The 21,362-nt window shown below is 69.5% G+C and carries 17 protein-coding genes and 1 pseudogene; 7 read left to right on the top strand and 11 right to left on the bottom strand.

What is annotated here, in order from left to right:
- The first annotated feature begins 59 nt into the window (after positions 1 to 59).
- Complete coding sequence (locus ADK64_RS38175) at positions 60 to 2,399, top strand: PTS fructose transporter subunit IIABC (RefSeq protein ID WP_053666700.1); 2,340 nt, start codon at positions 60 to 62, stop codon at positions 2,397 to 2,399.
- 120 nt (positions 2,400 to 2,519) lie between these two features.
- Entirely contained in the window at positions 2,520 to 2,771 is a 252-nt protein-coding gene (locus ADK64_RS38180; RefSeq protein ID WP_053666701.1) for a hypothetical protein, read from the top strand.
- A gap of 76 nt (positions 2,772 to 2,847) precedes the next feature.
- On the opposite strand, the gene ADK64_RS38185 is transcribed toward ADK64_RS38180, so the two are convergent.
- The 4 genes from ADK64_RS38185 to ADK64_RS38200 all read right to left on the bottom strand — a co-directional run bounded on the left by ADK64_RS38185 (position 2,848) and on the right by ADK64_RS38200 (position 7,522).
- Entirely contained in the window at positions 2,848 to 3,594 is a 747-nt protein-coding gene (locus ADK64_RS38185; RefSeq protein WP_053666702.1) for a DUF6227 family protein, read from the bottom strand.
- Between the two features lie 157 nt (positions 3,595 to 3,751).
- A complete protein-coding gene (locus ADK64_RS38190) occupies positions 3,752 to 4,963 on the bottom strand; it encodes a L,D-transpeptidase (RefSeq protein WP_053666712.1) in 1,212 nt (403 codons plus the stop codon).
- Between the two features lie 254 nt (positions 4,964 to 5,217).
- The gene (locus ADK64_RS38195) at positions 5,218 to 6,246 is read right to left on the bottom strand and encodes a P1 family peptidase (RefSeq protein ID WP_107093205.1); all 1,029 of its coding nucleotides are present in this window, start codon (positions 6,244 to 6,246) and stop codon (positions 5,218 to 5,220) included.
- A 37-nt stretch (positions 6,247 to 6,283) separates the two neighbouring features.
- On the bottom strand, positions 6,284 to 7,522 hold the full coding sequence (locus tag ADK64_RS38200; RefSeq protein WP_053666704.1) for a low temperature requirement protein A: 1,239 nt from the start codon (positions 7,520 to 7,522) through the stop codon (positions 6,284 to 6,286).
- 228 nt (positions 7,523 to 7,750) lie between these two features.
- Here ADK64_RS38200 and pflB point away from each other — a divergent pair, with 228 nt between their 5' ends.
- The 3 genes from pflB to ADK64_RS45600 all read left to right on the top strand — a co-directional run bounded on the left by pflB (position 7,751) and on the right by ADK64_RS45600 (position 11,216).
- Positions 7,751 to 10,048 (top strand): formate C-acetyltransferase, encoded by a 2,298-nt coding sequence (gene pflB / locus ADK64_RS38205; RefSeq protein ID WP_078993105.1) that lies wholly within the window; start codon positions 7,751 to 7,753, stop codon positions 10,046 to 10,048.
- Positions 10,049 to 10,096: 48 nt separating this feature from the next.
- Positions 10,097 to 10,933 carry a pyruvate formate-lyase-activating protein gene (gene pflA / locus ADK64_RS38210; RefSeq protein WP_078993103.1) on the top strand — a complete coding sequence of 279 codons (837 nt, stop codon included), beginning with the start codon at positions 10,097 to 10,099 and terminating at the stop codon, positions 10,931 to 10,933.
- A 106-nt stretch (positions 10,934 to 11,039) separates the two neighbouring features.
- On the top strand, positions 11,040 to 11,216 hold the full coding sequence (locus ADK64_RS45600) for a hypothetical protein (protein WP_107093206.1): 177 nt from the start codon (positions 11,040 to 11,042) through the stop codon (positions 11,214 to 11,216).
- A gap of 19 nt (positions 11,217 to 11,235) precedes the next feature.
- Here ADK64_RS45600 and mscL read toward each other — a convergent pair whose 3' ends face one another.
- From mscL to ADK64_RS38235, 6 genes are all read right to left on the bottom strand, one after another.
- Positions 11,236 to 11,712 (bottom strand): large conductance mechanosensitive channel protein MscL, encoded by a 477-nt coding sequence (mscL, locus tag ADK64_RS38215; protein ID WP_053666706.1) that lies wholly within the window; start codon positions 11,710 to 11,712, stop codon positions 11,236 to 11,238.
- A gap of 138 nt (positions 11,713 to 11,850) precedes the next feature.
- Positions 11,851 to 12,510 (bottom strand): hypothetical protein, encoded by a 660-nt coding sequence (locus ADK64_RS38220; protein ID WP_234384892.1) that lies wholly within the window; start codon positions 12,508 to 12,510, stop codon positions 11,851 to 11,853.
- 169 nt (positions 12,511 to 12,679) lie between these two features.
- Positions 12,680 to 13,513 carry an S-methyl-5'-thioadenosine phosphorylase gene (locus ADK64_RS38225; RefSeq protein WP_053666707.1) on the bottom strand — a complete coding sequence of 278 codons (834 nt, stop codon included), beginning with the start codon at positions 13,511 to 13,513 and terminating at the stop codon, positions 12,680 to 12,682.
- A 100-nt stretch (positions 13,514 to 13,613) separates the two neighbouring features.
- Positions 13,614 to 13,922, bottom strand: a complete 309-nt coding sequence (locus tag ADK64_RS44370) for an FmdB family zinc ribbon protein (RefSeq protein WP_078993104.1) — start codon at positions 13,920 to 13,922, stop codon at positions 13,614 to 13,616.
- A 67-nt stretch (positions 13,923 to 13,989) separates the two neighbouring features.
- Positions 13,990 to 15,285 carry an MFS transporter gene (locus ADK64_RS38230; protein ID WP_053666708.1) on the bottom strand — a complete coding sequence of 432 codons (1,296 nt, stop codon included), beginning with the start codon at positions 15,283 to 15,285 and terminating at the stop codon, positions 13,990 to 13,992.
- A gap of 503 nt (positions 15,286 to 15,788) precedes the next feature.
- Positions 15,789 to 17,339, bottom strand: a complete 1,551-nt coding sequence (locus ADK64_RS38235) for a potassium/proton antiporter (RefSeq protein ID WP_107093208.1) — start codon at positions 17,337 to 17,339, stop codon at positions 15,789 to 15,791.
- Positions 17,340 to 17,562: 223 nt separating this feature from the next.
- Here ADK64_RS38235 and ADK64_RS38240 point away from each other — a divergent pair, with 223 nt between their 5' ends.
- A complete protein-coding gene (locus tag ADK64_RS38240) occupies positions 17,563 to 20,397 on the top strand; it encodes a penicillin acylase family protein (protein WP_053666710.1) in 2,835 nt (944 codons plus the stop codon).
- 118 nt (positions 20,398 to 20,515) lie between these two features.
- Here ADK64_RS38240 and ADK64_RS38245 read toward each other — a convergent pair whose 3' ends face one another.
- On the bottom strand, positions 20,516 to 21,097 hold the full coding sequence (locus tag ADK64_RS38245; RefSeq protein ID WP_107093207.1) for a 5-formyltetrahydrofolate cyclo-ligase: 582 nt from the start codon (positions 21,095 to 21,097) through the stop codon (positions 20,516 to 20,518).
- Between the two features lie 140 nt (positions 21,098 to 21,237).
- Between ADK64_RS38245 and ADK64_RS45605 the strand changes: the two are divergent.
- A pseudogene (locus ADK64_RS45605) lies at positions 21,238 to 21,362 on the top strand (UTP--glucose-1-phosphate uridylyltransferase); the annotation flags it as partial.

The raw sequence follows: 21,362 nt of genomic DNA on the forward strand, positions 1-21,362 counted from the left end.
CCCGTCCCCCTTTCCGCCCACCCCTTCCCCCGGGCGATACGCGTGCATAGGAGCCCGCGATGAGCGACATGATCACCGCGGACCTGGTCGACCTCGACCTGTCCGCCGACACCAAGGAAGCGGCGGCACGTGCCCTCGCCGAGCGCATGGTGGCCCAGGGCCGGGTGACCGACCTGGAGGGCTTCCTCGCCGACGTGGCCGCCCGCGAGGCCCAGATGCCGACCGGCCTCGACGGCGGCATCGGCATCCCGCACTGCCGCAGCGCCCACGTCACCGAGCCGACCCTCGCCTTCGGCCGCAGCGCCGCCGGCATCGACTTCGGCGCCCCGGACGGCCCGGCCGACCTCATCTTCCTGATCGCCGCCCCCGCCGGCGCCGACGACGCCCACCTCACCATCCTCTCCTCACTGGCCCGCCAGCTGATGAACACCGAGTTCACCTCCGCCCTGCGGGCGGCGGCCGACACGCAGACGGCGGCGGCGCTGATCCGCGGGGACGAGCCGCCGGCGGCGATGCGAGCGGCGGCGGATGCTTCGGGGGAGGGCGCGGAAGGAACGGCTGGCACGGCGGTCGGCGCGGAGGGCGCGGGCGGCGCTGCTGACGCGGGGAGCGCCGGGAGTGCGGGGGTGGCCGGGGGCGCGGCGACCGGCGCGGGCGCCGGGGGTGTGGCGAGTGCCGGGGGTGCGGGGGGTGTTGAAGGCGCTGGCGGCGCGCAGAGCACGCCGAGCGCCGATCAGGGCGCCGTGAGCGCCTCCAAGGACACCGCTGCGACGCCGGTGGCGGCCTCCGCCGGCGCCGCAGCGGGCACTACGGCAGAGCAGGCGCAGAGCGCGTCCGCCCCGGCACAGGCGACCCCCGCGGGCGCCGGCTCCGGCGCGGACGTTGCCGAGCGCCCCTTCCGTATCGTCGCCGTCACCTCCTGCCCGACCGGCATCGCGCACACCTACATGGCGGCCGAGTCCCTGGAGAACGCGGGGCGCGACGCGGGCGTCGAGCTGATCGTCGAGACGCAGGGCTCGGCCGGCTTCACCCGGCTCGACCCGGCGGTGATCGCCGCGGCAGACGGAGTGATCTTCGCCCATGACGTCCCGGTGCGCGACAAGGAGCGCTTCGCAGGCAAGCCGACCGTCGACGTCGGAGTGAAGGCGGGCATCAACCGCCCCGCCGAACTCATCGGCGAGGTGCGCGAGAAGGCGGCGCGCGGCGAGGCGAGCGCCCCGACGTCCGCGCCGGCCGGAACGCCGGTCGACCGCGCGGGCGACTCCACCGAGGGCTACGGCACCAAGCTCCGCAAGTGGCTGATGTCCGGCGTGAGCTACATGGTCCCGTTCGTCGCAGCGGGCGGCCTCCTCATCGCCCTGGGCTTCGCGATCGGCGGCTACCAGATCAACAAGGCGCCCTCGGTGATGGACCACTTCATCTGGACCCAGACGGACAGCTGGGGCGCCCTGCTGTTCCAGATCGGCCAGGTGTCCTTCAACTTCCTCATCCCGGTCCTGGCCGGCTACATCGCCTACGGCATGGCCGACCGGCCCGGCCTGGTACCCGGCTTCGTCGGCGGCGCGATCTCACTGACCATCAACGCGGGCTTCCTCGGCGGCCTGGCGGCCGGTCTGATCGCCGGTGGCGTGGTGATGGCGATCCAGAAGGTGCGGATCCCCGCGGCGTTGCGCGGCATCATGCCGGTGGTGGTGATCCCGCTGATCTCCGCGGCGATCGTCGGATTCCTGATGTTCGTCGTGATCGGCAAGCCCATCGCCACCGCCCAGAAGGGCATGACCGACTGGCTGAACGGCCTCACCGGCACCAATGCCGTCCTGCTCGGCGCCCTGCTCGGCCTGATGATGTGCTTCGACCTGGGCGGCCCGGTCAACAAGGTCGCCTACACCTTCGCCACCGCCGGCATCGCCGTCTCCAACCCCAGCGACTCCGCGATGAAGATCATGGCCGCGGTGATGGCGGCCGGCATGGTCCCGCCGTTGGCGATGGCCCTGGCCACCACCGTGCGCGGCAAGCTCTTCACCCAGACCGAGCGCGAGAACGGCAAGGCCGCCTGGGTCCTGGGCGCCTCCTTCATCTCCGAGGGCGCGATCCCGTTCGCGGCGGCGGACCCGCTGCGGGTCATCCCGTCCGCCATGGTCGGCGGCGCGCTCACCGGAGCCCTGTCCATGACCTTCGGCGCCACCCTGCGCGCCCCGCACGGCGGCATCTTCGTGGTCCCGCTGATCGGCAACCCGTTCCTCTATCTGATCGCCATCGCGGCCGGCGTCTGCGCCACGACGGCCCTGGTCGTCCTCCTCAAGGGCATGCGCAAGCAGACCTCCGAGCCCACGGGCACCGACCCCGCCACGAACCCGACCACGCCCCAGAAGGAGACCAAGCAGCCGGTGGCGGCCTGACCGCCGCACCACCCCGCCCTGCGCCTTGTCCCTTTAGTTCGCTGTGAGTTGTTCACGGCACCTGCGAGATACGTCACGGTCCGGGGCCAAAGTCCCGGACCGTGGTGTGTACTGGGACGCATGCCTGAGCACGTCCCGACTCTCCAGCTGATCGGCGTGGCCGTCCTCGCTGTGGCGACCGTCGTCTGGGCCGTCGTCCTGCTGCGCCTGCTGGGCCGCGCCGGCCTCCAGGCCCCCGCCCGGCGCACCAGGACCCCCCTTCCGGCTCTGCCGCGTCAGACCCGGGTCGGCCCCGCGCTGGAGTCCGTCGAGCTGACTCCCGCGGAACAGGACGCGTTCGCGGGCCTGGCGCGGCGAATCGCCGGCGGCTGACGACAGAAGAGCGCCCACAGCGCTCAGCGCCGCTCACAGACCGCGAGAGCCGGGCGCACACGCCCCCGCCCGCCCGCTAGCCCTGCCGCGACGCGCGCCGCTCCATGGCGTCCCGGGCCGCGTCCTCCGACGTGTAGACCTCGCACATGTGCCGCCCGTCGGGTGTCGCCGTGTGCTCGACCTCCCACAGGGAGACCTCGCTCCCGTCCGGCAACAGGAACGCGTGCTCGTACAACGCGTAGCTCAGCCCCACCCGTCCGGCTCGCCCCGGGCGCCCGAACGCCTGCGTGATCTCGTGCGCGGTCGCCGTAGCCAGCAGCGCCGCTGTCTCCGCGCCGGGCTGGTCCGGATTCTCCGCGCGGCGCAGAAGCCGGCGCGCGTGGTCCGCCGAGTCGTCGGAGGCGAACACGTGCCGGGGCTCGGGAATCGCCCACAGTCGCATCAGCGCCGGCAGCTCGAACTCCGGTGAGTCCGGCGGCAGCCCGAGCCGCGCCGTGGCCGCCTGCAGCTCCTCCTCGTCGACGTACACCTCGTGCTCCGGGGCGCCGCCCGGCGTGGAGTTGTGGACGAGCTCCCACAGCGTGACCGCCGAGCCGTCCACGAGCAGCCAGGCGTGCCGGTACGTCTCCCGGTGCAGCCCCGAGCTGTGGTACGCGGAGTGCAGCGAACTGTCGTGCGCCAGCGCGCAGTCGAGCTGCCGTATCACCTCGTCCGGCAGCTCAAAGGAGTTCAGGGCACGGCCGAGGAGTCGCGCGAGATGCTCCTCCGGAGACTCGGGCGACTCGGCTGGTTCGTACGCTGCTGTCTCGTACGGAACGCTCAAGGCATCTCCCGGCGTTGCTGCATGTCACCTTGTGGGTGCATACCGTAGCCCCTCGGTCGGACATCATGTCCGGGAACCGAGAAAACGTACGCCGGGAAAACGCGCGGGCCGCGCGAGAAGTTCCCGCGCGGCCCTACATCACGTCAAAAGTCGCCGCTCAGGAGGCGCTTCCGGCGGTCCAGGCGCTCCACGACATGTTCCAGCCGTTGAGCCCGTTGTCCGGGGCGATCGTCGTGTCGGGGGAGTTCTTCACGATCACGACGTCCCCGACGAGCGAGTTGTCGTAGAACCACTTGGCCGAGGTGTCGCCCTGCGCCCCCTGCACGTCCGCGAGCCCGACACAGCCGTGGCTGGTGCCCGCGCGACCGAAGGGCGGGTTGCCCTTGCTGTACCAGTAGTTGCCGTGGATGAACGTCCCCGACGACGACAGCCGCATCGCATGCGGCACGTCCGGGATGTCGTACTCCCCGCCGAAGCCGACCGTCGAGCCGTTCATGCGCGTCTGCACGAACTTCTCGGAGATCACCATCTGCCCGTTGTACGTCGTGTGCTCCGCGCTGCCCGCCGAGATCGGCACGGTCTTGATCGTCTTGCCGTCCCGCACGACCGTCATCATCTGCGTGTTGGCGTCGACGGTGGACACCTGCGACCGTCCGACGGTGAAGGAGACGGTCTTCTTCTGCACCCCGTAGACACCGTTCGCGCCCTGGACCCCGTCCAGGTCGATCTTCATCGTGACCTTGGAGCCGGCCTTCCAGTAGTCCTGCGGCCGGAAGTCCAGCCGCTGGTCCCCGAACCAGTGCCCGACCACCTGCTGACCACTGCTGGAGTTGACCGTGATGTGTGACTGCACGGCCTTCTTGTCGGTGATCGACTTGTCGAAGGTGAACGACACCGGCATGCCCACCCCGACCGTGCTGCCGTTGTCCGGCGTGTACGTGCCGATGAAGCTGTTCGCCGACGTGACGGTGGTGAAGATGGCGTTGGCCGCCGCGGTACGCCCGTTCGCGTCCTTCGCGGTCGCGTCTATCTCGTACTTCGTCCCGCGATCCAGCTGCTGCTTCGGCTTCCAGCTGCTGCCGTCCGCCGATATCGCCCCGGCCACGGTCTGCCCGGACCCCGCCACGGTCATCTTCACGTCGGTCAGCTTGCCGTCGCTGACCTTCACGCCGGTGGCGTTGATGGACGCGCTGGTCGAACCGTCCTTCGCCGAGATCGCGATCTTCGCCGTCGACGTCTTGGGGGAGTCCTTGCCGTCGCCGTTGGTCGCGTTGGCGCTGCCGCCGCAGGCGGTCAGGGTGAGGGCGCCGACCACCAGGGCGGCACAGGCCCCCAATGCGCGCCGCGCTGCAATGTCCGGCGTTGTCACGGGCTGCTCCAGGTTCATGTGATGTGCGTGATCCGTTCCAGTGCGTGAAGAAAGAGTGCAACGGCGCCCGGCAAGGTTCCCTCCAACTCCCGTGAACGCCATCACGTGACAAAACCGCGACAATCCAGCTCCACCAGGCGCCCCGCGCCGCCCCTCGCCGAGCCGTTGTCCTCAACGTGATGCGGGACTCGGGACATTGACGCGGGGCGCGACGGGCCAGGCGCGAGCCGGCACACCCCGCACCCGAGCCGTCCCTACGATGCCCCGTACAACTCCCCGTACGACGGCCACACTCCGCCCGGCCCGTCGACCGACTCGGCAGCGCGCACGCCCCGGACGATCGCGCGCGTCACGAGATCCGCGCCGGCGGCCAGGATGTCGTTGAGCGCCAAGGGATGCTCGGCGAGCGGGTGGGCGCCGGTCGCCAGCGCGAACACCGTGTCCCCGTCGTGCATGAGGTGCACCGGCCGTACAGCGCGCGCGATCCCGTCGTGCGCCGTCCCGGCCAGCTTCTGCGCCTGCGCCATGGAGAGGCCCGCGTCGGTCGCGACCACCGCGAGCGTCGTGTTGAGCGGGGGTGGCGCGTTTTTGGCGGCGGCTTCGTCAAGGCGTCGGCGCGCGGCCTCGAGCACGCGCTCCTCCGGATACTCCACCCGCCCCCGCAACAACAGCTCTCCGTACAGCGCACCCGTACTGGAATCCACTACGGCCCCCGCCGCGTTCACCACCGCCAGCGCGGCCACGGTGATCCCCGAGTCGAGCACCGTGCTCGCGGTGCCCACCCCGCCCTTGAGCCGCCCCGCCACGGCGCCCGCGCCGGCCCCGACGCACCCTTCCGGCACCCGGACCCCCAGCGCAGTCGCCGCCGCGGCTTCGACCGCCGTACGTCCTGTCGCCGCGTCGGGCCGCGCACGGAAGTTCCCCCCACGCCCCAGATCGAAGAGGCACGCGGTGGGCACGACCGGCACTACGTGCGCCGGATCCGGCCCCACGCGCACTCCGCGACCCTGCTCCTCCAGCCAGGCCATCACCCCGGACGACGCGTCGAGCCCGTACGCGCTGCCTCCGGTCAGCACGATCGCGTCGACTCGTTGCACCACATTGCGCGGGTCGAGCGCGTCGGTCTCCTTGGTGCCGGGGCCGCCGCCGCGCACGTCCACGGCGGCGACGGCACCGCCCTCGGGAGCGAGGACGACCGTGGTGCCGGTGAGCCAGCCGTCCCCTCGGCGGGTGGCGTGCCCCACCCGCACCCCGGCCACGTCCGTCAATGCGTCAACTGTCATGGGGCAAGTCTGGCCCGCCCGGGCGGCTGCCGAGGGCTCAGCCGGCCGATGCGCCGGCGCTCGCCGTACGCTCTCGGCGGGCCATGCGCGCTGTCAGCGTCACTCCGGTCGCCACCGCGGCCGCGGACACGAGCCCCGCCGCGAGCACCGCCCAGTCACCCAGGAAAGTGCAGCAGATCACCAGAAGCGCCGTGACCGGCAACACCAGCTGCTGGGCGATGCCGACCTTGAAGTGCCGCGAGTGCAGCGCCCACACGGTCAGCAGATACAGCGCAGTGGGCAGAGTCACGGCCGCCGAGGCGGACAGCGCGGAGATGTGTGTTTTGCCGACCGCCTGCTCCACGGTCACCTCCAGTCCGGCGCCGATCGCCGCGGCCGAGGCGAAGATCAGGTAGTGGCCGTAACCCCAGAGGAACGCCTGCCCGTTGGAGCGCAGGTGGCCGTGGATGGGCACCACGAAGTAGATCCACCAGGCGGAGAAGACGATCAGAAGGCCGCCCGCTGCGATCGGCAGCAGCTCGCCCAGCGCGTCGTGCTCGTCCACGGCCGACTTCACGGCGACCGTCGCCGCGGAGACCGTCTCCCCGAGCACGATGATGGTGAACAGGCCGTACCGCTCGGCGATGTGATGCGGGTGCCAGGAGGTCTCGTAGTCCTTCTCGGCGTACAGCGGCACGCACATCTCCGCGATCGCCATCACGAGGAACACCCAGGGCCGGGCGGGCTCAGGCAGCAGCACCAGCCCGAGCCAGCCGACCAGGCAGAGGAGCACGCCGCCGGCGTAACGGAGCGCCATGGTTCTCTCCGCGCCCGCGGCCGATCTCGCGGCTCTCAGCCACTGCGCGGCCATTGCCAGCCGCATGATCAGGTAGCCGAGCCAGAGCACCAGGTAGTCGTGATGTTGGAAGGCCTGGGAGATGCCGGCGGCAAGCACGAGCACGCCGGCGATCTGCACCAGGGTGACGACCCGGTAGAGCGGGTCGTCGTTGTCGTAGGCCGAGGCGAACCAGGTGAAGTTCATCCAGGCCCACCAGATGGCGAAGAACTGCATGGCGTAGTTGAGGATTCCCCCGCCCGCGTGCCCTTCCGCGACGGCGTGCACCAGCTGCACGCCCGCCTGCGCGATCGCCACGACGAAGCACAGGTCGAAGAAGAGTTCCAGCGGGGACGAGACCCGGTGGCCTTCGTCGCGCCCGCGTGCGGTGAGCCGCCGCAGGAGTCCGGGAGACTGGGGCGCGCCCGGGGAGGCGGGCGCCGGAGCGGAACTCGACGTCATGTCTCCCAGGACAGCAGAAAACCGCCCCAAAATCTTGTGAACGGATTCACAAATGGACGGGGGTCTAATGTCCCGAACAAAACTCCAGTTCAGAGGGTTCTTCTTCGGTTTCGGCCGACGCGCGCAGGGACCTTCGGGCATCGATCCGGGACCAACGCGGCTCCCGGGCCGCTCCGCACGGGCGTGTAATGGAGTCGTGGCGACCACCCGATGCGGAAGGTGCGGGTCATGACTGCCACGCCTGCGGAAACCACCACGGCCCCCCATGCGGAAGAACCGACGGGGCGTGCTCCGGCACCCGTCGATGCCTGGGCCGGCTTCCGGGACGGACACTGGCGCGACATGATCGACGTCCGCGACTTCGTCCAGCGCAACTACACCCCCTACGTGGGCGACGCCTCCTTCCTCACCGGCCCCACCGAACGCACGAGCTGGGTCTGGGACAAGCTCCTCTCGATGTTCCCCGAGGAGATCGAGCGTGGGATCCATGACGTCGACGTCAGTACCCCGTCCCGCATCGACGCCTTCGCGCCGGGCTACATCGACCCCGACCTCGACTTGATCGTGGGCCTGCAGACCGATGCCCCGCTCAAGCGCGCGATCATGCCCAACGGCGGCTGGCGGATGGTCGAGGGCGCTCTGAAGGCCTACGGGTACGAGCCCGATTCCGAGGTGCGGGAGATCTACACCAAGCTCCGCAAGACCCACAACGACGGAGTCTTCGACGCCTACACCCCAGAGATCCGTGCCTGCCGCTCCTCCGGCATCATCACCGGGCTGCCCGACGCCTACGGCCGCGGCCGCATCATCGGCGACTACCGCCGTGTCGCCCTCTACGGCGTCGACCGGCTCATAGCGGCCAAAAAGGCGGTCAAGGTTCTCCTCGACGCTGAATGGCCGACGGCCCAGCTCATCCAGGAACGCGAGGAAACCAGCGAGCAGATCCGGGCACTCGAAGAGCTCAAGTCCATGACCCTCGCCTACGGTTACGACATCTCCGGCCCCGCCCGCACCGGCCGCGAAGCCGTCCAGTGGCTGTACTTCGCCTACCTCGGAGCGGTCAAGGAACAGAACGGCGCCGCCATGTCCATCGGACGCATCGACGCCTTCCTCGACATCTACCTCCAGCGCGACATCGACCGCGGCCTGCTCACCGAGTCCCATGCCCAGGAACTCATCGACGACTTCGTCATCAAACTCCGTATCGTGCGCTTCCTGCGCACCCCCGAGTACAACGAGGGGTTTTCCGGCGACCCCACCTGGGTCACCTGGTCCATGGCCGGCATCGGCGAGGACGGGCGCCCCCTGGTCACCCGCACCACCTTCCGCGCCCTGAACACTCTCTACAACCTCGGTCCGGCGCCCGAACCCAACCTGACCGTCTTCTGGTCCCCGCGCCTGCCCGAGGCCTTCAAGGCGTTCGCCTCTCAGGTCGCCATCGACACCAGTGCCCTGCGGTTCGAGTCCGACGACCTCATGCGTCCCAAGTACGGCGACGACACCGCCATCGCCTGCTGCGTCTCGGCGATGGCCATGGGCCGCCAGATGCAGTTCTTCGGCGCCCGCGTCAACGTTGCCAAGGCCCTGCTGTACGCCATCAACGGCGGCCGTGACGAGATCTCCGGCGAGACGGTCGTCGAGGGCTGCGCGCCGATCACCGACGAGTACCTCGACTACGACACCGTCCTCGCCGTCTATGACGCCATGCTCGGCTGGCTCGCGAAGACCTACGTCCACGCGCTCAACGTCATCCACTACATGCACGACAAGTACGCCTACGAGCGCCTGGAGATGGCCCTGCACGACCGGGAGATCCTGCGCACCATGGCGTGCGGTATCGCCGGCCTGTCGGTCGCGGCCGACTCGCTGTCCGCCATCAAGCACGCACGCGTGAAGGTGATCCGCGATGACAGCGGCCTCGCTGTCGACTACGTCGTCGAGGGCGACTACCCGGCCTACGGCAACAACGACGACCGGGCCGACAACCTCGCCCGTTGGATCGTCCATGAGTTCATGGAGAAGGTCCGTCGGCATCCGACGTACCGCGACGCGGTGCACACCCAGTCCGTCCTGACCATCACCTCGAACGTCGTCTACAGCAAGAAGACCGGCAACACCCCCGACGGCCGCCGCGCCGGCACCCCCTTCGCGCCCGGTGCCAACCCCATGAACGGACGTGACGAGCACGGGTACATCGCCTCGGCGCTCTCGGTCGCCAAGCTGTCGTACGACGACGCGGAGGACGGTATCTCCCTGGCCAACACCATCACTCCGGACGCCCTTGGCCGTACTCCCGAGGAGCGCGTCATCAACCTGGCCGGTGTACTGGACGGCTTCACGGCCAGTGAACGCTTCCACATGAACGTCAACGTTCTGGACAAGACGACTCTTCAGGACGCGATGGAGCACCCCGAGAAGTACCCACAGCTCACCATCAGGGTGTCCGGCTACGCCGTGAACTTCGTCCGGCTGACCCGTGACCAGCAGCTCGACGTCATCAACCGCACCTTCCATGGCTCCCTGTGACGGCCGCGGACCCCGCGAGGGCCGCGCGGACGGAGAGGACGACGCACGATGACCCCGCTGACCACGCCTTCTGTGCCTGCGCCGGCCCCCTCGCCGGCGCGCGCCCGGCGTCCCCTCCGCGCGGCCACCCCGGCCGTCGCGGCGACCCGGCGGGCCGCCGTGGGCTCGGTGCACTCCTGGGATCTGTCGACCGGCGTCGACGGCCCAGGCACCCGGTTCGTGCCCTTCCTGTCCGGCTGCCCGCTGACCTGCCTGTACTGCCACAATCCCGACACCTGGCGGATGCGTGGCGGCAAGCGCAGTACGGCCGAGGAGATCGTCGCGGAGGCCGGCAAGTACACCCGGTTCATCACGGCCGCCGGCGGTGGTGCCACGGTCAGTGGCGGAGAGCCCCTGCTGCAGCCGGTCTTCACCGGCGAGCTGTTGCACCGCCTCAAGCATGAGCTCGGCCTGCACACCGCCCTGGACACGTCCAGATTCCTCGGCACCCGCGCGACTGATGCGCTGCTGCGCGACACGGATCTGGTCCTGCTCGACATCAAGTCCTGGGACCGCGCCATCCACCGCAAGGTCACCGGCCGCCCGCTCGAACCGACCCTCGACTTCGCCCACCGTCTGGCCGGGCTGGGCAAGGAGGTGCACGTCCGCTTCGTGCTCGTGCCCGGTATCACCGACGCCCCGGTCAACATCGAGGGCGTCGCCGCCTTCGCCGCCGGACTCGGCAACGTCTCCCGTGTCGACGTCCTGCCGTTCCACAAGCTTGGCGAGGCCAAGTGGCAGGCTCTCGGCATGCCGTTCACCCTGCACGACACCCCCAGCCCCACCGCCGGGCAGACAGCCCGGGCCCGCGACGTCTTCGCCGCCCACGGCCTCCACGCGGTGTGAGCCGGCATCCTCGCCGACCTCCTGGGACGGCTCCGGCAGCTGCTCAGCCCGTGCCCGGAGCGAGCACTCCGCCCGGCCGTCGGGAGCGGGGCCGTACTCTTGAGGCATGAGCACCGCCCCCGAATCCGAGCCCCGCGACCCGAAGCCGACGCTGGTCTTCGACGACCCGCTGGACCAGCAGTCCTCGGACGACACCGATCGCGGGTGGGGCGAGCGCACGGAGGGTGACAGCGCCGCCGACCTCAAGCGCTTCCTCGACGAGAAGCCGCCCCACCACCTCTGAGCCCTTCGCAGCAGCGCCGCTAGCGCTCGTCGTGCCCCGACCCACGCTGCGCGACCAACGCGTCGCGGATCTCCTTGAGCACCTCCAGCTCGGTCACCTCGATGACCTCCTTCGTGCCCTCCCGCGCGGCCTTCTGCGCCGCCTGCCGGGCCAGGTACTTCGACATCGGCAGAACCATCAGGAAGTACACCACCGCTGCGGTGATCAGGAAGGTCAGCGTGGCACCGAGGACGGAACCCCACAGGATCGGCACACCGCTCTTGACCGTGCCGTCCGCGGCCACCTGACAGGGGGCCTTCAGGCAGGAGCTGTAGTGATCCAGGTTCTGTGTGCCGATCGCTCCGACCAGCGGATTGATGACCCCCTTGACCACCGAGTTCACGATGTTCGTGAAGGCCGCGCCGATGACCACCGCGACTGCCAGATCGACGACGTTGCCGCGCATCAGGAAGGCCTTGAAGCCCTGCCAGACGTTCGGATCCTTCTTCGCGCTCACCTCGGGGACTCTCCTCGCATGCACAGGTTGTGGAACGAAACGCTCCGCAACCTACGGCACGGTGAGGCCATTGTGTCCAATTCCGCAGCTCGATCGAGCGACTTGACAGCAAGCCGCCGAGAAAGTGTCCGAGTCGGTTCAGCACAGCGTCACCGCCAGGCGTGCCGTGGCGCTCGCACCGACCAGCCGGGTCGCCGTGGCGCGCGGCACCGACAACACGACCAGTGCCCCGCTCTCGACCCCGCTCTCCGGGGGCTCGGGCACCTTGGTCACCCGCACACCGCGCGCGAGCACCCGGGCCGTGCCCCCGGTCGACGGGTCCTCCGCGGCGATGACGTCGACGCGGTCGCCGGGTCGTAGGAGCCGGACCGTGGCCGCGTCGGCGATCCGCACGGGCGCCGTCACCACGTCCACCGAGGTGTGCCGTCGTACGGGTGCCGTGACCGGGTGCCTGCGGGCATGTTCCGCGCGGTGCGGTTCGGCCCCCGTGTGCGTCCCCGTCGCCACGAGGGCGGCCGCGGTCACCGCGAGGCCGGCCGCGATGGCCCGCCTGCGGTGCCGTACCAGCCGTTGCAACTGATACCGCCCGCCTCGCACCCACACCGGAGGGAACTGCGGGACCTCACAGGTCGCCGGAGCGTCCGTGCCCAGCGGACGCGGAAGGCGGATGGGAGGCGGGAGTGGGGAAGAGGCGGGCGGCGGAGAAGGGCGAGAGTGCGGAGAAGACGGATACGGGGGAGGAGCGGGAGATGTGGGAGAAGGTGCGGACCGGGCCGGGGACGACGAGGACCAAGGCATGGGAAACCACCGCCTGCGACGAGGAATTCGGCTTGCGATGCCACGATGAGCCATTGCGCCGAAATCCGTCGGAGCCGGTGGATGACGGACGGATTGTGGATAACTGGGCCATCCGAACGGGAAATTCCGCCCGGTTTTCCACAGGTTTGGCCGCGAACTGGCAGGTGTCCTAAGGCAGTTCGAAGCCCGGGTCCATCCCGCCCAACGCGTTCACGCACAGGCAGTCCCGCCCACTGGTCTCCGGCAGTGCCGCCACCGCGTCGAACAGCACGCCGCGCAGCCGGTGCACATTGGAGGCGAACACCTGCAGCACCTCTTCGTGCGAGACGCCCTCGCCGGTCTCGGCCCCCGCGTCGAGGTCGGTGACCAGGGTCAGCGACGTGTAGCACAGCTCCAGTTCCCGGGCGAGCGCTGCTTCGGGATGACCTGTCATGCCTACGACCGACCAGCCCTGTGCCTGGTGCCACAACGATTCGGCGCGGGTCGAGAAGCGCGGCCCCTCGATCACTACCAGCGTGCCGCCATCCACCGGCTCCCAGTCCTGACCGCGGGCAGCCTTCAGGGCGGTGGCCCGTCCGGTGGGGCAGTAGGGGTCGGCCACGGAGACGTGCACGACGTTCGGCACCGTGCCGTCGGGCAGCGGCAGCCCGTCGAAATACGTCTGCACCCTGGACTTCGTACGGTCCACCAGCTGGTCCGGCACGAGCAGGGTGCCGGGGCCGTACTCGGGGCGCAGCCCGCCCACCGCGCACGGGCCGAGGACCTGTCGGACGCCGACGGAGCGCAGCGCCCACAGGTTGGCGCGGTAGTTGATGCGGTGCGGCGGAAGATGATGGCCGCGGCCGTGTCGGGGCAGGAAGGCGACCCGTCGGCCGGCGACCTCGCCGAGGAAGAGGGAGTCGCTGGGCGGCCCGTAGGGGGTGTCCACCTGAACCTCGGTCACGTCCTCGAGGAACGAGTAGAAGCCCGAGCCACCGATCACGCCGATTTCTGCGTTCGCCATGACCAGCACACTAGCTGGCGGCGCCACGGCGAGGGAGCCGGTGCCCGCAAGCGCCGAAAACCCTGCCGTCGTGCGACGGCAGGGTGCGGTGCGAGCGGTGTCAGGCGGCGGAGCTGCTGGTGGAGCTCGACGACGAGGAGGACGGCTTCGAGTCGGACGAAGTCGTGCTGGACGACGAGCCGGACGGCGACGAGCCCGACGACTTCGACGCCGGGCTGCTGCTCGACGTGGAGCCACGGGAGTCGTTGCGGTAGAACCCGGATCCCTTGAAGACGATGCCGACCGCGGAGAACACCTTCTTCAGGCGGCCACTGCAGTTGGGGCACTCGGTCAGGGCGTCATCGGTGAACTTCTGCACCGCCTCAAGGCCCTCGCCGCACTCGGTGCACTGGTACTGGTAGGTCGGCACTGTCTTCCTCCTGGCACTCTCACTCAATGAGTGCTAACGACGGTCCATAGTGACGTATTCCCGGGGATCAGTCCACCGTCACCGGCACGCGGTGACCGACGCCACGTGCCACGGTGAGGTTCCGCTGCCGCGCGACCAGCCGCGATCGCAGCGTCAGCAGGGTCACCAGCGCGAGCACGGTGCCGACCGCCGGCACCAGGAATCCCGCGCCGCCCCACAGCCGGTCCTCGAGCTGGCCGGAGACGGTGACAGCGGCCGCCTGCCCGAGCGCGACCGCGCCGGTCAGCCAGGTGAAGGCCTCGGTGCGGGCGCCAGCCGGGACGAGGCTCTCGACCAGCGTGTAGCCCGTGATCAGCGCCGGCGCGATGCACATGCCGACCAGCAGCCCGAGTCCGGCGAGCAGCAGCACCGAGTGCGCCGTCCACAGGGCGGACGCGGTGATCGCGAGCGCCGTGTAGCCGATGACCAGGCGTTGCTGGGGCGCGACCCTCCAGGCGATCGCGCCGCAGGCGATGCCGGACAGCATGTTGCCGGCAGCGAAGACGCCGTACAGGACGCCGTTCAGGCCGGGCTCCCCGATCGACTCGGTGAACGCCGCCAGCGATACCTGCATGCCGCCGAAGACGGACCCGATGCCCAGGAAAGTCACAACCAGCACGCGCACGCCCGGTACGCGCAGCGCGGAGGCGTGCTGCACGCGTGCGTGCCCGCTCTCAGTGGTCACCGGCGGCTGCGTGCTCTTCTGCGCCGCGAACAGCAGGCCGCCGACGAGGGTCAGCGCGCCTTCCGTGATCAGGCCCGCCGCCGGGGTCACGCCGGTGCACAGTGCGGTCGCCAGCAGGGGACCGAAGACGAAGGTCAGCTCGTCCGTGACCGACTCGAAGGCCGCCGCGGTGGTCATCAGGGGCGAGCCCTGCAGCTTCACGCCCCAACGTGCCCGGACCATCGGACCGACCTGCGGCACCGAGGCACCTGTCGGGACGGCCGCCAGGAAGAGCGCCCACAGCGGGGCGTGCGCCAGCGCGAGCGCCGTCAGGGTCAGACCCGACAGCGTGTGCACCAGGACGCCGGGGATCAGCACCACGCGCTGGCCGTAGCGGTCGGCGAGGCGGCCGCTGTACGGCGCGAAGAGCGCCATGGACACGCCGGTCGCGGCCGCGGCGGCGCCCGCGGCGCCGTACGAGCCGGTGGTGTGCTGGACGAGCAGCACGATGGAGATGGTGAGCATCGCGAACGGCTGGCGCGCCGCGAAGCCGGGGAGCAGGAACGTCCAGGCGCCGCGGGTGCGCAGCAGCTGTCCGTATCCCGGGCGGGACGACGCCGACGGGTTCTCCGCCGACTCGGTGGTGACCGTGGACTCCACGGCCCGTGCCTTTCTACCGCCTGGTAGCGCGCCCGTGCGGGGGCGCCGAGAGCTGTCCTCTTGCGCGGAACTGCGGTAGATACCGGTGCCACTGCGGAGGGCGCTCCGGCCGCCATACGGTCGCGCCAGCTCTGCATCAGACAGAGTTGGTTCGATCAGGGTGCGCCTTCATACTACAGGGATCAAGTGCTTGTGCACCTGTGAAAACGAGCACGGTCGGGCTTGTTCACCTGTGATTGGCGCGAGTGCGGATTGCGAGAAACGCACCCGTAACGCGCGCCTTCTCGGGTGGCGAGAGTAGTGGGCTCCTCGCGCGGGGCGCGCGCCTCTCGCCATGCGCCCCTGCGGCGACCTGCACCCGCACCCGCACCCACACCTCCGCCGCACCCGCGCGCCGCAAGTCGTCGCACGGCGCTTAGTCGCCATCCGAGCGCCCCGCGCCCCCTCGCGCGCCCCAGGGCCTTTCCGGTTGCGCCCCAGGTCTTCCGGGAGCGTTCCGGCGCTCACCGCCCGGCACCCGCCCCGTTCGCGCCCAGCCACCCCGCCAGCTTGCCGCCGTGGGCGACCGCGCGCAGGCGTCGTTCCGCCGCGTCGCGGACCGGGTCGGTGGCGACGACCAGCAGTTCGTCGCCCCTGCGCAGCACGGTCGTGGGCTGCGGAACGAACGATTTTTCATCGCGTACGACGAGAGTGACGGCGGCCCCGGTCGGCAGCCGCAGCTCGTTGATCTCCACGCCGTGCATCCGGGAGTCCTCGGGGATCGTGACGGAGAGCAGGTGGCCGCGCAGCCGCTCCAGTGGGGCCGACTCGATGCCGAGGTCGGAGGCCTCGCCCTTCTCGCCCAGGCGTAGCTTGCGCGCCAGCCAGGGCAGGGTCGGCCCCTGGACGAGGGTGTAGACCACGACCAGAACGAAGACGATGTTGAAGATGCGGCGGCTGCCGTCGACGCCGTTCACCATCGGGATGGTCGCCAGGATGATGGGCACGGCGCCGCGCAGTCCCGCCCACGACATCAGTGTCTGCTCCTGCCAGGGCACACGGAACGGCGCGAGGCTCAGGATCACGCTCAGCGGGCGGGCCACCATGGTCAGGATCAGTCCGATGACCAGGGCGGGCCAGACGTCGTCGCCCAGCTCGTGCGGGGTGACCAGCAGCCCGAGCAGGACGAACATGCCGATCTGGGCGATCCAGCCGAGCCCATCGGCGAAACCGCGCGTGGCGGGCCAGTGCGGGAGCTTGGCGTTGCCGAGCACCATCGAGGCCAGGTAGACGGCCAGGAAACCGCTGCCGTGCGCCAGGGCGCCGGCGGCGTACGCCGTGACGGCGATGGCCAGCACGGCGATCGGATAGAGACCGGAGGCGGGCAGGGCCACGTGCTTGAGCCCCCAGGACCCGAACCAGCCCACCGCGAGCCCTATGGCCGCGCCGATGGCCAGTTCCAGAACAATCTTGCCCAGCAGGACGTACCAGTGCTCGACGGGTCCGGCCGCGGAGAAGGCGACGACCAGGATGACCACCGGGGCGTCGTTGAAGCCGGACTCCGCTTCCAGCGTGCCCGTCACGCGCGCGGGGAGGGGAATTCTCCGCAGCACCGAGAAGACCGCCGCCGCGTCCGTCGACGACACCACCGCGCCGATGATGAGCGCCTGTCGCCACTCCAGCCCGACCAGATAGTGCGCGCCCGCCGCGGTGACGCCCACGCTGACGGCGACTCCGACGGTCGCCAGGACGGAGGCGGACGCCAGGACCGGCCGGACCTCCTTCCACTTCGTGCCGAGACCGCCCTCGGCGAGGATCACGACCAGGGCCGCGTACCCCATGACCTGGGTTACCGCGGCGCTGCTGAAGTGGATCTCGCCGATCCCGTCCTGGCCCATGAGGATGCCGATCCCCAGGTACACGAGCAGGCTGGGGAGCCCGCTGCGGGAGGAGATCCGGACGGCCGCGACGGCGACGAGCAGGACCAGGGAGCAGACGAGCAGGAGCTGGTTGAGGTGGTGAACAGTCAGCGGCGGTTCCCTTCCTTGGTCCGCGCGCGGGGCGCGCGGACGCACGTACACAAGATCCGAGGCTGCGGCGCACCGCACCCAAGTACTTCGTTACCTTACCTAACTCTTGACGCTTTCTTGACGCTCGCCGGGGCAAGATCGAACGCTCGTACACGCTGGTTCCCCACTCCGCGTCAAGTGGGACAGGGCCCTGCGCCTATGGTTGCTCCAGCGCTCATTCAAAGTCACAGCCCGACCTGCCGCTCGCGTTAGGACAGCAAGGACAGCGATGCCCCCCAATACCACCGCCACAACGGGTGACAAGCCCGCCAAGTCCGGCAGGAAGAAGGGGCGCAAAGCCCGACTGCTCGTGCTGGTGCTCGTTCTGGCTATCATCGGAGGCATCGCCTACGGGGCGTACTGGTCGGTCAGCACCGTCCGTGCCTCCTTCCCGCAGACCAAGGGAACGATCACGCTCGAGGGCCTGTCCGGGCCGGTCGACGTCAAGCGGGACGGCAACGGCATCCCGCAGATCTACGCGTCCTCCGACGAGGACCTGTTCATGGCGCAGGGCTATGTCCAGGCGCAGGACCGGTTCTACGAGATGGACGTGCGCCGGCACATGACCTCCGGGCGCCTGTCGGAGATGTTCGGCAAGAGCCAGGTCAAGAACGACGAGTTCCTGCGCACCATGGGCTGGGACCGGATCGCCAAGCAGGAGTACGACACCAAGCTGTCGGCTTCCACCAAGAAGTACCTCCAGGCGTACGCCAAGGGAGTCAATGCCTACCTCAAGGGCAAGGACGGCAAGGACATCTCCCTGGAGTACGCGGCGCTGGGCTTCACCAATGACTACAAGCCGCAGCAGTGGACCCCGGTCGACTCCATCTCCTGGCTGAAGGCGATGGCCTGGGACCTGCGCGGCAACATGCAGGACGAGATCGACCGCGCCCTGATGACGAGCCGCCTCGGCCCGCAGCAGATCCAGGACCTGTACCCGGAGTACCCCTACAGCCGTAACAAGCCGATCGTGCAGGACGGCCAGTACAACGAGCTGACCAAGACCTTCCAGCAGAGCGGTGCCTCGGGCGCCTCCCAGGGCACCGGTACGACGGGCAGCACCGGCACGACGGGTACGTCCGGCAAGACCGGCGGCGCCACAGGCGCCTCTGGGGGCGCGACGGGCACGACGGGCTCCTCCACCTCGACCACTACCGGATCGGCGCTCACGAGCCAGCTGGCGGGCCTTTACAACGTCCTGGACAACGTTCCGACCGCCGTTGGTGTGAACGGTCAGGGAATCGGCTCCAACTCCTGGGTCGTCGCCGGGAAGTACACCATCACCGGCAAGCCGCTGCTCGCCAACGATCCACACCTGTCGGCGTCACTGCCGTCCGTCTGGTACCAGATGGGCCTGCACTGCCGCACCGTCTCCGCGAAGTGCCAGTACGACGTCACCGGTTACACCTTTGCCGGCATGCCCGGTGTGATCATCGGCCACAACGCGAACGTCGCCTGGGGCATGACCAACTCCGGGGTCGACGTCACCGACCTCTACCTGGAGAAGGTGACCGCGAACGGTTACCTGTACGACGGCAAGGTCCGGCCCTTCCAGACCCGTGAGGAGACCATCAAGGTCGCCGGCGGCGCGTCCAAGACGATCGTCGTCCGCCAGACACAGGACGGGATGCCGCTTCTGTCCGACCGTGACGACGAACTCGTCCAGGTCGGCAAGAAGGCCGCGGTCAACACCGCCGCACCCGACCGCGGTGACGGCTATGGCGTCGCCCTGAGGTGGACCGCGCTCGACCCGGGCAACTCCATGGACGCCATCTTCGCCATCGACAAGGCCGCCGACTGGAGCGACTTCCGCCAGGCGGCCGCCCTGTTCGACGTGCCCTCGCAGAACCTGGTCTACGCCGACACGGACAACAACATCGGCTACACGCTGCCCGGCAAGATCCCCACGCGTTCCTCGGTGGACGACGGCTCCATCCCGGCGCCGGGATGGGAGTCGAAGTACCGCTGGACCGGCTTCATCAAGCAGGACGAGCTGCCTTACGAGTACAACCCCAAGCGCGGTTACATCGTCACCGCCAACCAGGCCGTGGTCGACAAGGACAAATACCCGTACACGCTCACCACCGACTGGGGCTACGGCACGCGCAGCCAGCGCATCACCGACTTGATCGAGTCCAAGATCAAGGACGGCGGCAAGATTTCCACCGACGACATGCGGCAGATGCAGCTGGACAACAGCAGCGAGATCGCCAAGCTCCTGGTGCCGAAGCTGCTGAAGATCAACCTCGACGACAAGAACGTGCGCGAGGCGCAGAAGCTGCTGGAGGGCTGGGACTACACCCAGGACTCCGACTCCGCGGCGGCCGCCTACTTCAACTCCGTCTGGCGCAACATCCTCAAGCTCGCCTTCGGCAACAAGCTCCCCAAGGAGCTGCGCGTCAAGGGGCAGTGCCTGTGGGTCAGCAAGATCGACAGCACTGGCCCGGTCGATGACAACACCAAGGTGCGCGAGTGCGGCGAGCGCGACACCGACCAGGCGCAGCCGGACGGCGGCGACCGCTGGTTCGAGGTCGTGCGCAACCTGATGGACAAGCCGAACAGCGACTGGTGGAAGACGCCCAAGTCGGGCACCCGCCCCGCCGCGAACAACATGGACCAGCTCTTCGCCCGCGCCATGATCGACGCCCGCTGGGAGCTGACCGCCAAGCTCGGCAAGGACATCGACACCTGGAGCTGGGGTCGGCTGCACCGCCTGTTCCTGAAGAACCAGACGCTCGGCACCGAGGGCCCCAAGGTCCTGCAGTACATCCTCAACCGCGGCCCCTGGAAGCTGAGCGGCGGTGAGGCCTCGGTCAACGCGACCGGCTGGAACGCCGCCGGCGGCTACGGCGTCGTCTGGGTGCCGTCGATGCGGATGGTCGTCAACCTCGCCGACCTCGACAAGTCCAAGTGGATCAACCTGACCGGCGCCTCCGGGCACGCCTTCAGCGCGCACTACACGGACCAGACGAGCAAGTGGGCCAAGGGCGAGCTGCTGCCCTGGTCGTTCTCAGACAAGGCGGTCGACAAGAACACGAGCGACACGCTGGTCCTCAAGCCGTGAGCTACTGACGGCACGGGCACCGAAACGGCCCTCCACGCGCATGCGTGGAGGGCCGTTTCCCGTACGGGCTGCGGTGCTCGCAGTGTTGGCCTGCGTGGCGAGGTGTGCGGGCGCCGGGTCAAGCGCTCGGGAAACGACGCACGCCCGAGGGCGTGACTACCGCGTGCACCGGCCTGTCATGTGCCTCTGCCGGGACGTGCGCAACAACCTCCGCGTCGTACAGCAGCACCACGAGCCGCGGGCGTGCGCCCGCGCGCTCCAGACGGGCCAGCACGCGGTCGTACGACCCTCCGCCACGCCCCAGGCGCATCCCGCGCGCGTCCACCGCGAGCCCCGGCAGAAGGACCACGTCGGCGACCGTCACGGCGTCCGGGCCGAGGCGCGCGCCCGCGGGCTCGAAGAGTGCCATTTTCCCGCCGTGTTGAACCCGCGCGAGAGAGCCCGGGCCGGTGTACTCGCCCCAGTCCAGGTCGTTGTCGGGCAGGAGCGCGGGGAGCAGGACCCGCACGCCCCGCGCGCGCAGCGCGTCCAACAGCGCTCGCGTTCCGGGTTCGCTCCCTACGGAGACGTACGCCGCCACCGTGCGCGCATGCGCCAGCTCGGGCAGCTCCAGGGCCCGCTCCGCGAGCGCGCGGCCCGTCTCGTCGGCGTCATCGGCCGTCAACCTGTTCCTCACCGTGAGGAGCTCCCGCCGCAACATTCGCTTGTCAGGCTCGCTTGCGCGTCCGTCGTGTTCCACGGGTCGTTCTCGCGCCCTTCTTGATTGTTTAATGTGGTCATAAAGGGTCAACCACCCGAAGCCACAGTTTCTCTACAAAGGCACCGGATAAGGTTGCGGGCATGACTCAGTCGCACCCCAGGATCAGCAAGGCTGTCATTCCCGCGGCAGGCCTTGGCACCCGGTTCCTGCCGGCCACCAAGGCCACTCCCAAGGAGATGCTGCCGGTTGTCGACAAGCCGGCGAT

This window comes from Streptomyces sp. MMG1121 (assembly GCF_001280015.1).
Lineage (GTDB): Bacteria > Actinomycetota > Actinomycetes > Streptomycetales > Streptomycetaceae > Streptomyces.